Annotated in this window: 11 protein-coding genes; 8 read left to right on the forward strand and 3 right to left on the reverse strand. The window is 74.2% G+C overall.

Annotated elements, in window-relative coordinates; all coding sequences use genetic code 11:
• The first annotated feature begins 82 nt into the window (after positions 1-82).
• Complete coding sequence (locus HGA03_RS17710) at positions 83-859, forward strand: LLM class F420-dependent oxidoreductase (protein WP_168631620.1); 777 nt, start codon at positions 83-85, stop codon at positions 857-859.
• Positions 860-1,316: 457 nt separating this feature from the next.
• On the opposite strand, the gene HGA03_RS17715 is transcribed toward HGA03_RS17710, so the two are convergent.
• Both HGA03_RS17715 and HGA03_RS17720 read right to left on the reverse strand, forming a co-directional pair.
• On the reverse strand, positions 1,317-3,032 hold the full coding sequence (locus HGA03_RS17715; RefSeq protein ID WP_168631621.1) for an alpha/beta hydrolase: 1,716 nt from the start codon (positions 3,030-3,032) through the stop codon (positions 1,317-1,319).
• A 35-nt stretch (positions 3,033-3,067) separates the two neighbouring features.
• Positions 3,068-3,526 (reverse strand): SRPBCC family protein, encoded by a 459-nt coding sequence (locus tag HGA03_RS17720; RefSeq protein WP_168631622.1) that lies wholly within the window; start codon positions 3,524-3,526, stop codon positions 3,068-3,070.
• A gap of 53 nt (positions 3,527-3,579) precedes the next feature.
• On the opposite strand from HGA03_RS17720, the gene HGA03_RS17725 reads away from it, so the two are divergent.
• From HGA03_RS17725 to holA, 7 genes are all read left to right on the forward strand, one after another.
• Positions 3,580-4,272, forward strand: a complete 693-nt coding sequence (locus HGA03_RS17725) for a metal-dependent transcriptional regulator (RefSeq protein WP_275407621.1) — start codon at positions 3,580-3,582, stop codon at positions 4,270-4,272.
• Between the two features lie 104 nt (positions 4,273-4,376).
• Positions 4,377-5,585, forward strand: coding sequence for an MFS transporter (locus tag HGA03_RS17730; RefSeq protein ID WP_168631623.1), 1,209 nt, complete (start codon positions 4,377-4,379; stop codon positions 5,583-5,585).
• A gap of 10 nt (positions 5,586-5,595) precedes the next feature.
• Complete coding sequence (leuS, locus tag HGA03_RS17735) at positions 5,596-8,529, forward strand: leucine--tRNA ligase (RefSeq protein ID WP_275407622.1); 2,934 nt, start codon at positions 5,596-5,598, stop codon at positions 8,527-8,529.
• An 86-nt stretch (positions 8,530-8,615) separates the two neighbouring features.
• On the forward strand, positions 8,616-9,452 hold the full coding sequence (locus HGA03_RS17740; protein WP_168631624.1) for a DegV family protein: 837 nt from the start codon (positions 8,616-8,618) through the stop codon (positions 9,450-9,452).
• Positions 9,453-10,046: 594 nt separating this feature from the next.
• A complete protein-coding gene (locus HGA03_RS17745; protein ID WP_239073794.1) occupies positions 10,047-10,715 on the forward strand; it encodes a ComEA family DNA-binding protein in 669 nt (222 codons plus the stop codon).
• Complete coding sequence (locus tag HGA03_RS19675; RefSeq protein WP_168631626.1) at positions 10,712-12,289, forward strand: ComEC/Rec2 family competence protein; 1,578 nt, start codon at positions 10,712-10,714, stop codon at positions 12,287-12,289. The genes HGA03_RS17745 and HGA03_RS19675 overlap by 4 nt, the downstream gene beginning before the upstream one ends.
• Positions 12,290-12,293: 4 nt before the next feature.
• Positions 12,294-13,319 (forward strand): DNA polymerase III subunit delta, encoded by a 1,026-nt coding sequence (holA, locus tag HGA03_RS17755; protein ID WP_239073796.1) that lies wholly within the window; start codon positions 12,294-12,296, stop codon positions 13,317-13,319.
• A 32-nt stretch (positions 13,320-13,351) separates the two neighbouring features.
• Here holA and HGA03_RS17760 read toward each other — a convergent pair whose 3' ends face one another.
• Positions 13,352-14,107 carry an EAL domain-containing protein gene (locus HGA03_RS17760; protein WP_168631627.1) on the reverse strand — a complete coding sequence of 252 codons (756 nt, stop codon included), beginning with the start codon at positions 14,105-14,107 and terminating at the stop codon, positions 13,352-13,354.
• Positions 14,108-14,264 lie beyond the last annotated feature (157 nt).

The raw sequence follows: 14,264 nt of genomic DNA on the forward strand, positions 1-14,264 counted from the left end.
CCATCCGCCGACTGATCAGCAGCACCAGGCCGGCCGGGCCGACCCATGGTGAAGCACCATCGCGGGTTCTAGCGTGTTCCCCATGACCCACTCCCTCCGCATCGGAGTCCAGCTCCAGCCCCAGCACGCCGACTACCACCAGATCCGGGACGCGGTGCGCCGCGCCGAGGACCTGGGCGTGGACGTCGTCTTCAACTGGGATCACTTCTTCCCGCTCTACGGCGACCCGGACGGCAAGCACTTCGAGTGCTGGACCATACTCGCCGCGTGGGCGGAGCAGACCAGCCGGGTGCAGCTCGGCGCCCTGGTCACCTGCAACAGCTACCGGAACCCCGAGCTGCTGGCCGACATGGCCCGCACGGTGGACCACATCAGCGGTGGCCGGCTGATCCTGGGCATCGGGGCCGGCTGGTTCGAGAAGGACTACGACCAGTTCGGCTACGAGTTCGGCACCGCCGGTTCCCGGATCGCCGAGCTGGGCGCCGCCCTGCCGCGGATCAAGGCGCGGCTGGCGGCGGGCAACCCGGCCCCGACCCGGGAGATCCCGATCCTGATCGGTGGCGGCGGGGAGAAGAAGACCCTGCGGATCGTCGCCGAGCACGCGGACATCTGGCACTCGTTCGCCGACCTGGAGACCCTGACCCGCAAGAGCGCGATCCTGGACGAGCACGGGCAGGCCGTGGGCCGGGACACCGCGACGCTGGTCGAGCGCAGCGTGGGCGTCGGGGCACCGCCGGCCGAGGTGGCGCAGCCGCTGGTGGCGGCCGGGGCGACGCTGTTCACCGTCGGGGTGAGTGGGCCGGACTACGACCTGTCGCTGGTCGAGCAGTGGGTGGCCTGGCGGGACGCGCAGGGCTGAGCGCTCCTCTGGTTCGTCGAGCGGTGGGTGCGCTGGAGTCGAGTGGGCGGATCCGACACTCACCGCCCGCCGAGCCCTGGTCCCTGCTCTCGATCTGAGCCCTCGGCCTCGCCCCACGCGCTCGGTCCGCCCTGCTGTCGGCTCCCTGCTCCAGCGTCCACGACCTGCCTTGGCTGGGGCCCTGCTTCTGCGTCGAGAGTGCACGAATGCACGCCTCCGAGGCCGGGAGGTGTGCATTCGTGCACTCTCGGCGAGACGGGGACAGGCGGCCGGGTCGATCTGGGGGATTCGGGCGAGTGCGTCGTGGCAGCGTCGGGCGCGGCGAGTTCAGGTCCGGCCGGTTCGAGGGGCCGGCCGGACAGCGGGTCCATCTGGTTCGGGGGACCCGGCCGGACAGCGGGTCCATCCGGCTCGGGGGCCGGGCCGGGCACCGGCGGCACGGCACAACCCTGAGCGGTCAGCCGATGTCCTGCCCGGGCACGGTGGGCAGGGTGAGCGTCTGGTCGATCAGGTCCTGCAGGTCGGTCAGCTCGTCGTCGGTCCAGCCGTCGACCCGGGTGGCGTCGGCCCAGGCGGTGACGATCTGCGAGGCGTAGTTGTGCCCGTGGCCGTCCGGCACCGACACCCCGAAGAACTGGTCCACCGTGACCTGCAGGAACGTGATCACCGGGTACCAGTGCATCCGGGGTGAGACGTCCGGGCCGCGCGGCTCGGCCAGCCAGTCGGGCTGGCGGGTGAGCAGGTCCCAGCTCCACCAGACCACCGGGTCAGAGGCGTGCTGCAGGTAGACCACCCGCGGGGCCTCCCACGGACCGTCCGGGCGGGACAGATCGGCCGGCCGGGCGGCGAACCGGACCGTCCGGCCGTCGTCGACGATCGGCTGCCACTCCGGGCTGCCCGGGTCGCGGCTGTCCTCGATAGTGCCCCACAGGTAGGTGAAGCTCGGGGTGCCGACGTACAGGGCCCCGTCGGTGCGGGTGGTGAGGTCGCCGAGCGAGCCGAAGGCGGACTGCGCGGCGAACGACCCCAGGCTCAGGCCGTAGGAGATCAGCCGCGGCCGGTCGTCCTCGGGCAGCTCGGACCAGCGGGCGTGCACTGCGTCGAACAACTCGCGGCCGGCCTCGCTGGCCCGGTCGGCGTCCACCAGGAAGGACAGCCAGGACGGCAGGAAGGAGTACTGGATGGTGGCCACCGCGGTGTCGCCGCCCCACAGGTACTCCAGCGCGGCGAGCTGCTGCGGTTCGGTCCACCCGGTGCCGGTGGCACCGGCCACCACCAGGACGCTGCGTTCGAAGGCGCCGGTGCGTTCCAGCTCTTCGACCACCAACTGCGCGCGGCCGGCGGCGGTGTCGGCGGAGTCCAGCCCGGCGTACACCCGGATCGGTTCGGTGGCCGGCTCGCCGGTGACGTCCTCGATCTCGGGCACGGTGGGACCACCGGCGACGAAGGTCCGCCCGTAGCGACCGAGCGAGTCCCAGCTCACCAGGGACTCCGGCGATCCGGAGCGCAGCGCCGACTCGGGCCGTTCCACCCCGGGTTCGGTGCCCGCGTTGGTGTCGGCGTAGACGTGGTCGGAGATGGTGATCACGCCGCGGAACAGCACCCCGGCGGCCAGCCAGTAGACCAGCGCGGCGACCACCACCACCCCGGCCAGTGAGGCGACCGGCGCGGGCACCCAGCGACCGAGCAGCCGGGCCACCCGCTGGGACGCCCGGCGCAGCGCCCGGCACAGGGTCAGCAGCAGGGAGAACACCAGCACCGCGATCAGCCCGACCAGGAAGCCGGAGGACCGGTGCTGCCGCTCGCCGACCAGGGCCCGGACCTCGTCCTGCCAGTCGGCGCCGACGCCGATCACGATCAGGGCCAGCAGCGGCCCGATCAGGCAGAGCAGCTGCCAGGCCACCCGCCTGACCCGCTCCGGTGGCCGCGGCACGCCGACCCGGCGCAGCACCCAGGCGACCAGCGCCCCGGTGCCGTAGCCGAGCAGGGCGCCGACCCCGGCGATCGCACCCAGGTACAGGGTGGGCCGGGGCAGCAGGGAGGGCGTCATCGCGGCGGCCAGGCCGAACAGCGCCCCCAGCATCCCGGCCCAGGGCAGCCGGCGCCGGCGCAGCCACTCGCCGACCGCGGTCAACACGGTCGCGGTGGCCGTCCGCAGGGTCTCGGTGTGCACGGTGCTCCGTCCGCCGGGGTCGTGGTCGAGTCCTATCACGGGGCGCCGACCCGCTCGAGGTAGCCGCGCAGGCCGACGCACCCGGACCGCATCGCGTGGGCGTGCGCGCGGCGGAACACCGGGGCGAGCACCGGTCCGGTCCGGCGCATCCAGGGCCGGGTGGTGCGCACCCGCCAGTCGAGCTCCAGCGTGCTGCCGCCGGGCGCCGGGTCGATGCTGACCAGGCCGGTGCCGACCAGGTCGCCGCTCACCGCCAACCGGGCCCGGCGGGGCGGTTCGCGCTCGGTGACCACCAGGCCGAACCGCAGCGCGTACCCGTACCGGACCGGGCGCAGCACGAACAGTGCACAGTCCTCGGCCGACCACGGCGAGGTCAGCCCCGGCCACCAGCGCGGCCAGCTCAATTCCGGGTCCGCCAGCACCTGCCACACCCGGTCCGGCCCGGCAGGCAGGGACCAGCGGGTGACCAGGTGGTACTCCGGTGGGGTCGGCACGCAGGTCACGCTAGGGCGGTTGGGTGGACGGCGCGCCCCGTACCCTGAACCCCGTGAGCGAGACGAGCGAGCTGACCTCCGTCGCCCAGGACTACCTCAAGGTGATCTGGACCGCCGGGGAGTGGTCGGAACCGGCCGTCACCACCAAGATGCTCGCCGACCGCCTGGGCGTCGGCCCCTCGACCGTCTCCGAGACCGTCCGCCGCCTGGCCGACCAGGGGCTGGTGGAGCACGCCCGGTACGGCGCGATCGCGCTGACCCCCGAGGGTGCCCGGCATGCCGTCCAGGTCGTGCGGCGGCACCGGCTGATCGAGACCTTCCTGGTCAGCGAGCTCGGCTACGCCTGGGACGAGGTGCACGACGAGGCCGAGGTGCTGGAGCACGCGGTCTCGGACCTGATGGTGGAACGGATCGACGCCCGGCTCGGCCACCCCACCCGCGACCCGCACGGCGACCCGATCCCGGCCCCGGACGGCACCGTCCCGTCCCCGCCGGCCGACATGCTGTGGGAGCTGCACGACGGCTGCGGCACGGTGGCCCGGATCTCCGACTCCGACCCCGGACTGCTGCGCTACCTGGCGGAGATCGGCGTGGTGCTGGACGCCCGGGTCGAGGTGATCGAGCGCCGCGACTTCGCCGGGATCACCTCGGTGCGGCTGACCGCCCCGGGCGCCGAACCGCGGGTGGTGGAGCTCGGCGAACCCGCCGCGCGGGCGATCTGGGTGCTGCTCGACTCGTCCCAGTAGGCTGCGGCCACCGGAACAGCGACGGCGCTCGACGGATCGGGCCGCCGCACCCGAGGTCCCAGGACGCGCACCGGCGGCCAGCAGTCTCGACCGCAGGAGCACCCATGACCACCGGCCCCACCGACGTCCTCGACCCGAACCCGGTCATGCGCCGGGCCCGGTTGCCGCTGCTCGCGCTCGCCCTGGGCGGGTTCAGCATCGGCACCACCGAGTTCGCCACGATGGGCCTGCTGCCGCTGATCAGCGACAACCTGGACGTGACCATCCCGCAGGCCGGGCACGTGATCACCGCCTACGCGCTCGGCGTGGTGGTCGGCGCCCCGCTGCTGACCACCGCCGCCGCCCGGATGAACCGGCGCACGCTGCTGCTGGTGCTGATGGCCGCGTTCACGGTCGGCAACCTGCTGTCCGCCCTCGCCCCGACCGCGGGTTGGCTGGTGGTGGCGCGGTTCGTCGCCGGGCTGCCGCACGGGGCGTTCTTCGGCGTCGGGGCGGTGATGGGGGCGCACGTGGCCGGGCCCGGTCGGCGCGGGCAGGCGGTGGCCACGATGATGGCCGGGCTGACCATCGCGAACGTGGTCGGGGTGCCGCTGTCCACGGTGCTGGGCCAGTGGCTGGGCTGGCGGGTGGCCTTCGTCGCCGTCGGCGTGCTCGGCGGGCTGACCCTGCTGGCGCTGTGGCGGTGGATCCCGGGCCTGGCCGTGCCGGACGGTGCCTCGGTCCGCTCGGAGGTCGGTGCGCTGCGCAACCCGCGGCTGTGGGTGGCGGCCGGGGCCGGCGCGATCGGCTTCGGCGGGATGTTCGCGGTCTACTCCTACATCTCCCCGCTGCTGACCGATGTCACCGGGCTGAGCGAGGCGACGGTGCCGGTGGTGCTGGCGCTGTTCGGGATCGGGATGACCGGCGGCACGCTGCTCGGCGGCCGGCTCGCCGACCGGTCGGTGATCCGGACCGTGCTGGCCGGGTTCGCGGCGACCATCCTGGCGCTGGTGCTGATCGCGCTGCTCGGCGGCTGGGTGGTGCCCGGGGTGCTGGCGGTGGTGGCGCTCGGGGTCGCGTCCCAGGTGCTGGGGCTGGCGTTGCAGTCCTGGCTGATGGACCTGTCGCCGGCCGCCCCGTCGCTGGGCGCCGCGCTGTGCCATTCGGCGCTGAACGCGGGCAACGCCTTCGGTGCCTGGTCGGGCGGCCTGGTGATCGCCGCGGGGCTGGGCTACCTCGCCCCGGCCTGGGTCGGCGCCGGGCTGGCCGCGGTGGGCTGCACCGTCGTGGCCGGGACCGTGGTCATGGGCCGGAGGGTCCCGGCGGCTCGGTAGACTCCGGCGGGTGACCTCGCCCGTTTCCCCCAGCAGCCCCGAGTCCAGCGCGCCCGCCGAGGTGCCGTTCCGCTACACCGCGGCCCTCGCGGAGCAGATCGAGCTCAAGTGGCAGCAGGAGTGGCTCGACCGCGGCACGTTCTTCGCGGCGAACCCCGGTGGCGAGCTGACCGACGGCGACGGCGGTCACGCGGCGCCCGGCGCCAAGCCGTTCTTCGTGATGGACATGTTTCCGTACCCCTCCGGTGCGGGCCTGCACGTCGGGCACCCGCTGGGCTACATCGCCACCGACGTGGTCGCCCGGCACCGCCGGATGCAGGGTGACAACGTGCTGCACGCGCTGGGCTACGACGCCTTCGGCCTGCCCGCCGAGCAGTACGCGGTGCAGACCGGCCAGCACCCGCGCACCACCACCGAGGCCAACATCGAGATCATGGCCCGGCAGCTGCGCCGGCTGGGCGTGGCCCACGACCCGCGCCGGTCCTTCGCCACCATCGACCCCGGCTACGTGCGCTGGACCCAGTGGATCTTCCTGCAGATCTTCGAGTCCTGGTACGACGAGCACGCGGTGCGCCCGGACGGTGGCCGCGGTGCCGCCCGCCCGGTGTCCACCCTGGTCGACGCCTACCGGAACGGCCGCGAGCTGCCCGAGCTGGACTGGCTGCCCGAGGGCGCGACCTGGGCCGATCTGGACGAGGTGTCCCGCCGCAAGGTGATCGACAGCCAGCGGCTGGCCTACGTGTCGGAGACCCCGGTCAACTGGTGCCCGGGCCTGGGCACCGTGCTGGCCAACGAGGAGGTCACCAGCGAGGGCCGTTCCGAGCGCGGCAACTTCCCGGTGTTCCAGCGCACGCTGCGGCAGTGGAACATGCGGATCACCGCCTACGCCGACCGGCTGGCCGACGACCTGGCGCTGATCGACTGGCCGGAGAAGGTCACCGCGATGCAGCGGAACTGGATCGGCCGCTCCGAGGGCGCGCACGTGCACTTCGAGGTGACCGACGCCGACCAGCCGCTGACCGTCTTCACCACCCGCCCCGACACCCTGTTCGGCGCCACCTACGTGGTGCTGGCCCCCGAGCACCCGCTGGTGGACCAGATCGTGGCCGGCGCCGACGACACCTGGGGCGAGGACATCCCCGAGGTGTGGCGCGGTGGTGCGGCCAGCCCGGCCGAGGCGGTCGCCGCCTACCGGCGTGAGGCCGCCGCCAAGACCGCGGTCGAGCGCCAGGCCGACGCGGGCCGCAAGACCGGCGTGTTCACCGGCGGCTACGCGCTGAACCCGGTCAACGGCGAGTCGCTGCCGGTGTTCATCGCCGACTACGTGCTGATGGGCTACGGCACCGGCGCGATCATGGCCGTGCCCGGCGGCGACGCCCGCGACTACGCCTTCGCCCAGGCGTTCGAGCTGCCGATCGTCTACACCGTCGCCACCCCGGAGGGCTTCGAGGGTGCCGCCTGGACCGGCGACGGCGCGGTGGTGAACTCCGCGAACGACACCCTGGACCTGAACGGCCTGGACGTCGCCGAGGCGAAGTCCCGGATGATCGACTGGCTGGAGGCCGAGGGCGCCGGCGAGCGCACCATCACCTACCGGCTGCGCGACTGGCTGTTCAGCCGTCAGCGGTACTGGGGCGAGCCGTTCCCGATCGTCTACGACGAGAACGACCTGCCGGTGGCCCTGCCGGACGACGCGCTGCCAGTGAACCTGCCGGAGGTGCCGGACTACGCGCCGCGCACCTTCGACCCCGAGGACGCCGACTCCTCGCCGGAGGCCCCGCTGAGCCGGAACTCCGACTGGGTCGAGGTCACGCTGGACCTGGGCGACGGGCCGAAGACCTACCGCCGCGACACCAACACCATGCCGAACTGGGCCGGGTCGTGCTGGTACTACCTGCACTACCTGGACCCGGAGCACCGCACCGGCGAGCTGGTCGACCCCAAGCTGGAGCACTACTGGATGGGCCCGGGCCACAACCCGGAGGACGTCCACGGCGTCGGCGGCGTCGACCTGTACGTCGGCGGCGTCGAGCACGCCGTGCTGCACCTGCTGTACGCCCGGTTCTGGCACAAGGTGCTGTACGACCTGGGCCACGTCGGCAGCCGCGAGCCGTTCTACAAGCTGTTCAACCAGGGCTACATCCAGGCGCACGCCTACACCGACTCCCGGGGCGCCTACGTGCCGGCGGCCGAGGTGGAGGAGACCGAGGACGGCTTCGTCTGGAACGGCCAGCCGGTCACCCAGGAGTACGGCAAGATCGGCAAGTCGCTGAAGAACGTGGTGTCCCCGGACGAGATGTACGCCGCCTACGGTGCGGACACCCTGCGGGTCTACGAGATGTCGATGGGCCCGCTGGACCTGTCCCGCCCGTGGGAGACCCGGGCCGTGGTCGGCGCCCAGCGCTTCCTGCAGCGGGTCTGGCGCAACGTCGTCTCCGAGGAGACCGGCGAGGTCACCGTCAGCGACGACACCCCGGACGAGGCGACCCTGCGGGTGCTGCACCGCACCATCGCCGGGGTGGCCGAGGACATGGGCCAGATGCGGATCAACACCGCCATCGCCAAGCTGATCGTCCTGAACAACCACCTGACCGCGCTGCCCACGGTGCCGCGCTCGGTCGCCGAGCCGCTGGTGCTGATGACCGCACCGATCGCGCCGCACCTGGCCGAGGAACTGTGGCAGCGCCTGGGCCACGACCGCTCGCTCGGCCACGAGCCGTTCCCGGCCGTCGACGAGCGGTACCTGGTCGAGGACACCGTCACCTGCGTCTTCCAGGTGCAGGGCAAGGTGCGCGGCCGCGCCGAGGTGCCGGCCGACATCACCGAGGAGCGGCTGACCGAGGTCGCCCTGGCCGACGCCAACGTCCAGCGCGCGCTGGACGGCCGCGAGGTGCGCAAGGTGATCGTCCGCGCACCCAAGCTGGTGAATGTGGTGCCGGCCTGAGCGAGCACGGCACGCCCGGGTGGTTCCGCCGCCCGGTCTGGGCCGGACGGCTGCGGCTGCCCAGGCGGCCGGAGCCCGGTTCGGTCGTGCCCCGGGTCGCGGTGGTCACCGACTCCACCGCCGCCCTCAGCCCGGACCAGGCCGCGGAGTGGGGGATCACGGTCGTCCCGCTCGACGTCGCCGCGGGTGACCGCCGCTACCGGGACGGCGTCGACCTCGGCCCCGCCGAGCTGATCGAGCTGATCGAGGCCGGTACCCGGGTCACCACCTCACAGCCCGCCCCCGCGGCCTTCGCCGAGGTGTACCAGCAGCTCGCCGACCAGGGCGTCCGCGAGGTGGTCTCGGTCCACCTGTCCGGCGCCCTGTCCGGCACCGTCCGTGCCGCGGGTCTCGCTGCCCAGCTCGCGCCGCTGCCCGTGCACGTCGTCGACTCCCGCAGCGCCGGCCTCGGCCTCGGCTTCGCTGCCCTGGTCGCCGCGCGCACCGAGGGCGACGGCGCCACGGTCGCCGCCGAGGCGGAACGGGTCGGGCAGTCCAGCGCGGCTTGGTTCGTGGTCGACTCCCTCGACCACCTGCGCCGGGGTGGCCGGATCAGTGCCGCCGCCGCAGCCCTCGGCACCGTCCTCGGCCTGCGCCCCGTGCTCGCCCTGCGTGAGGGCCGGATCGATGTCGCCGAACGGGTCCGCACCCGCCCCGCCGCGCGCGACCGGCTGGTCCAGCTCGTCCACGACGAGGCCGCCCGCCGGCCGGGCCCGGTCCGGATCGCCGTGCACCACCTCGGCCGCCCCGACATCGCCGACACCCTCGCCGACCGGCTGCACGAGGTCGAGGGGGCGGTGGAGATCCGGGTCGCCGAGGTCGGGGCGGTGCTGGGCGGGCACCTGGGGGCAGGGGCGCTCGCGGTGGTGGTCGTCGACGCCTGACCGGCTCGGCCGACGTCCCTGACCGGGCTCGATCCACCGGACGTCCTGCTCGGCAGGCCACCCCGGTCCGCTGGGCGCCCCGGGCCACCGGACCCGCCTGGAGACCGGGGTGTCGACTGTCCACAGCCTGAGCGATGCACCCGTGGTCCCCAAGCCGAGGGCTGCGAGCTGCCTCCGCCTGCGGTGCGTTCCTAACGTGCGGGCATGGCGAGGCATGTGGCGGGGGACCGGCTCGAGGGGTGGCGCCCGCATCCGGGGACGGAGCTGGAGTCGGGCGCGCCCGAACCCGGCGAGCCGTGGGGATCTCCCGAGGAAGCTCGGCGAGGTGTGGGCGTGCGAGGTGTGGGCGTGCACGGACAAGGCATGCCGCCGTGGCCGCCGGATGACGCGACGCCGCCGCGGGGTGTGCCGAGGCGCGGAGGGGGCGAATCGGTGGAGCGCTGGGACGGGACGACACCGCCGCGTGGTGTGGCGCGGCTCGGCCCCGGCATGGCAGGGGGGACCGGTGAGGCCGGCCACGCGTCGGAGCGCGCAGACGAGGAGCACGATGGCCGCGCGCCAGCGGTCGACTGGCCCCGGGGCACCCGTGCGGGCTTGGTCGCGGCCGTCGGCACTGCGGACCCGCCCGCCTTCGACCTGGACCTCGATCATCATCCGCGCCGCCTGCCCCGGCTCGCCATCCCGCCGCGCACCGCGGTGATCGCGTTGCTGGCGCTGGCCCTCGTGGTCGGCGCGGCGGTCCTGCGCACGGTCGCCGCGACCCCGGGCGTCCCGGTCGAGCTCGCCGAGCCCCGTGCGACCGCGACCTCCGCCCCGGCCGATCCGGAGGTGACCGAGGCGCCCACCCTGCTGGTGCACGTGGTCGGTCAGGTGGCCTCGCCGGGCCTGGTCGAGCTGGCCTCGGACGCCCGGGTGTCGGACGCCCTCGACGCCGCCGGTGGGCCGCTGCCCGATGCCGACCTCGCCGCGCTCAACCTCGCCGCCTCGGTGTCCGACGGTGATCAGATCCGCGTCCCGGCGCCCGGTGAACAGGTCGAGGCACCGCAGCCCGCCGCCCCCGGTAGCGGCGACGGGCTGATCGACCTCAACCGCGCCTCCGCCACCGAGCTGCAAGGACTGCCGGGGGTGGGCCCGGTCCTGGCCGAGCGGATCGTCGCAGACCGTGAGGCGCAGGGTCCGTACGCCAGCGTCGACGACCTGGACCGGGTGTCCGGCATCGGTCCCGCGATCCTGGCCAACCTCCGCAGCCGGGCGACGGTGTGACCGCCATCCCGCGTGGGCCGAGCACCCCGCCCCACCACGACCCGCCCGACCGCGCCCGGATCGACCTGCGCCTCGCCGCCCCCGCCGCGGCCGCCTGGCTGGTCGCCCTGGCCCTGACCGCCTCGCCTGCCCGGCTGTCGGTGCTGGTGGCCTTCGCGGCCGCAGCATGCCTCTCCGGCACACTGGTGCGAGCCGCACCGAGCCGCTCCCGGCATGAACCTGCCCGGAGGGGAGCCGGGCACCCACCCGCCGCAGGAGCCCTGGCCCCGCGCCGGAGTCGCCCCTCGCTCACCCTGACCTGCGGAGCCGTCCTCCTGCTCGCGGTGGCCTGCGCGGCGCGAATCTCGGCCCGGGAGGCGGCCGGGCTGCGGGAGCTCGCCGCCGCCGGTGCGACCGTCGACCTGGTGGGCACCGTCAGCTCCGCCACCACGGTGGTCTCCGGTGCGCCCGGCACCTCCAGGGTCCTGCTCGCCCTGGATGCCCTGCGCGGCCCCGACGGCGACTGGTCGGCCTCCGGCGCTTCGGTCCGGCTCTTCCTCTCCGAGTCCCCGGCACCGGGCGGCACGATCGCCCTGACCGCCCGCCTCGCCCCCGCCACCGGGACGCACGACCGTGCCCTCGCGGTCGGCCGTCCGGTCGGCGAGGTGGAGATCCGAGCCGGACCGGATCCGCTCACCGCGCTGCTCGCCGGTCGCCGGGACGCGCTGGCCGCGTTGGCCCGTGACCTGCCCGGCGATGCGGGTGCCCTGCTGCCCGGTGTGACGGTGGGGGACACCTCCGGCGTCGGCGACCTGGACGCGGCGATGAAGGGGTCCGGGCTGGCGCACATCACCGCCGTGTCCGGGGCGCACTTCAGCATGGTCGGCACGGCCGTGCTGCTGGTGTCGTCCTGGTGCGGGGTGCCGCGCCGGTGGCGGTGGCTGCCGGTGACCGCGGTCAGCATCGGCTTCGTCGTGCTGGTGGGTCCGGGACCGACGGTGGTCCGCGCCGCGTTGATGGGCGGGGTCGGTGTGCTGGGTGTCGCGGTGGGGCGGCCGTCGCGGGCGGTGCCGGCACTGTGCGTGGCCGTGCTGGGCCTGCTGGTCGCCGATCCGTGGCTGTGCGCCGATCTGGGGTTCCTGCTCTCCGTGGTGGCCACGGCGGGGATCGCACTGGTGGCGGCACCACTCGCCGCTGCCTGGCCCGGACGCCTGCCCGCCGGTGTCGCCCTGGCGCTCGCGGTGCCGGTGGCGGCGCAGGCCGCCTGCGCGCCGGTGATCCTGCTGCTCGACCCAGCGGTGGCGGTGTACGCGGTGCCGGCGAACGTCATCGCCGCACCGGCAGTCGGCCCGGCCACCCTGGGCGGCCTGGCCGCGGCGTGCTTCGCCGGGTGGTGCCCACCGGTGGCCGAGGCGGCGGCCGCGATCGCGGGGGCGGCGTGCTGGTGGATCGGGACGGTGGCGCGGGTCGCGGTGGCGCTGCCCGGCGCCCGGTTGTCCTGGCTCTCGGGCTGGCCGGGGCTGGTGCTGCTGGCCGTGGCGACCGCCGCCGGGACGGCCCTGCTGCTCCGGTGTCGCCGGGGCATGGCACCCTAGGTCCGTGCCCGCTGCCACGTCCTCCCGTCGTCCTGCCCGTGGATCGACGTCCGCCCCGGCCGGTCTGAGCTGGGACGAGGCGGAGCTGGCGCCGATCATCCTGGTCAGCGGCCCCGAGGCCCTGCTCGCCGAGCGCGCGGTGGACCGGCTGATCGGGCTCGCCCGGGAACGTGACGACGCGGTCGAGGTCACCCGGATCGACGGCTCTGCCTACGGCAGCGGAGAACTCACACTGGCGACCAGCCCGTCCCTGTTCGCCGAGGACCGGTTGATCGTGGTCGAGAACGTGGAGAAGGGCACCGACGAGCTGATCGCCGACGCGATCGCCTACGTCGGGGGCCCCGCCGAGGACGTGGTGCTCATCCTGCGGCACGGCGGTGGGCAGCGCGGCAAGAAGCTGCTGGACACCGTGAAGCAGGCCGGATGCCCGGTGGTGTCCTGCGAGGCGATGAAGCGCGATGCCGACAAGGCCACCTTCGTCACCCAGGAACTGCGCCGTGCGGGCCGGCGGATGGATGCCCGCGCGGTCCGTGCGCTGGTGGATGCCGTGGGTTCGGACCTGCGGGAACTGGCCGCCGCCTGCACGCAGCTGATCGCGGACACCACCGGCGTGATCGGCGTCGAGGTGGTGGAGCGGTACTACGGCGGCCGGATCGAGGCCACCGGCTTCCGGGTCGCCGACGCCGCGGTCACCGGATCGGCAGGGGAGGCGGTGTCGCTGCTCCGGCACGCCCTGGCCACCGGCGTGGACCCGGTGCCCCTGGTCGCGGCGCTGGCCGCCCGGCTGCGCACCCTGGCGAAGGTCTCCACCCTGCGCGGGCGCGGCGGGGGTGCGGAGAAGGACCTCGGCCTGGCGCCGTGGCAGATCGACCGCACCCGCAAGGAGCTGGCGCACTGGACGCCGGAGACGCTGGCCGAGGCGATCACCGCGATCGCGCAGGCCGACGCCGAGGTCAAGGGCGCGAGCCGGGACCCGCAGTTCGCCGTCGAGCGCGCCGTGCTCCGAATCGCCCGCGCCGCGTCGCGCTGAGCGAGGTCATCTGCCCCGTCCGGCCCCTGGTGTCAGATCAGGCGACCGATGTTGTCGTGGTCCGGGCCCACCAGCGGAGACGCGGTGCGGTCCAGCAACAGGCACCGCTCCAGCAGGTTGCCCTGGTAGAGATCGAAGCCGAGCTGCCGTGACCCGCGCAGCTCCGTGCTGGTCTCGACGAACTCCGCCACCAGCAGCGCACCGTGCGAGCGGGCCAGTTCGACCACCGGCTCGCCCTCGATGTCCAGGTCCCGGGCGTCGATCTTCACGAAGTCGGCCTGGGGGAGGAGCATCCGCTGGTCCGGCCGGGACACGAAGCCCGACATCGCCACCCGGAACCCGATCTCGCGGAGCCGGCGCACACCCTGCAGGATCTCCTCGTCGATCCGGGTCGCCGCCGGGATCTCCACCACCAACCGGTCCGGCCGGTCCGGCAACGGCAGCGCCCCGGTCAGGAACGCCCGCGGGCAGCGGACGAACAGCCACCGGCCGTGCCCGACCTCGTCCACATCGGCCCGCCCGAACGTCGCCCGCAACACCGCGCTCGTCGCCCGCTCGTGCTGCAGGTCGGTCCACTTCGCGGCATCGACCCCCGACAGTGCGTCCGGGGTGCGGAACGCCAGTTCATAGCCGAAGGGGTGCAGCCGGGGCGAGAAGATCCCCTGGCGTCCGATCACGGCACGCTCGGTGGCGACGTGCGCGTTCCACTGCTGGCGCAGCTGCGTCGGGAACGCGGACTCCACGTCCGCGGTGAGAAGCCGGTCCAGCTCTCCCTCGTGTCGTGTCATGTGCGCTATGACAACACACGCGCGCGCGTCATGACAGTCCGTGTCGGGTCCGCGTGGGGGTGAACCGCATGGATACGGGCCATGCGGTCGGAGTTTCACCCGTGCGGAGGTAGGGCGCCGGCGGGGGTGTTGGCTGCCGCGGGTCGCGGCCGGGGGG

The sequence above is a fragment of the Cellulomonas denverensis genome (genome assembly GCF_012396125.1).
GTDB classification, from domain to species: Bacteria; Actinomycetota; Actinomycetes; order Actinomycetales; family Cellulomonadaceae; genus Cellulomonas; species Cellulomonas denverensis.

Excerpts from the sequence above, each read along its gene's own strand:
- HGA03_RS17760 (WP_168631627.1), bottom strand. The coding sequence starts at position 14,107 with ATGACACGACACGAGGGAGAGCTGGACCGGCTTCTCACCGCGGACGTG.
- HGA03_RS17710 (WP_168631620.1), top strand. The coding sequence starts at position 83 with ATGACCCACTCCCTCCGCATCGGAGTCCAGCTCCAGCCCCAGCACGCC.
- HGA03_RS17730 (WP_168631623.1), top strand. The coding sequence starts at position 4,377 with ATGACCACCGGCCCCACCGACGTCCTCGACCCGAACCCGGTCATGCGC.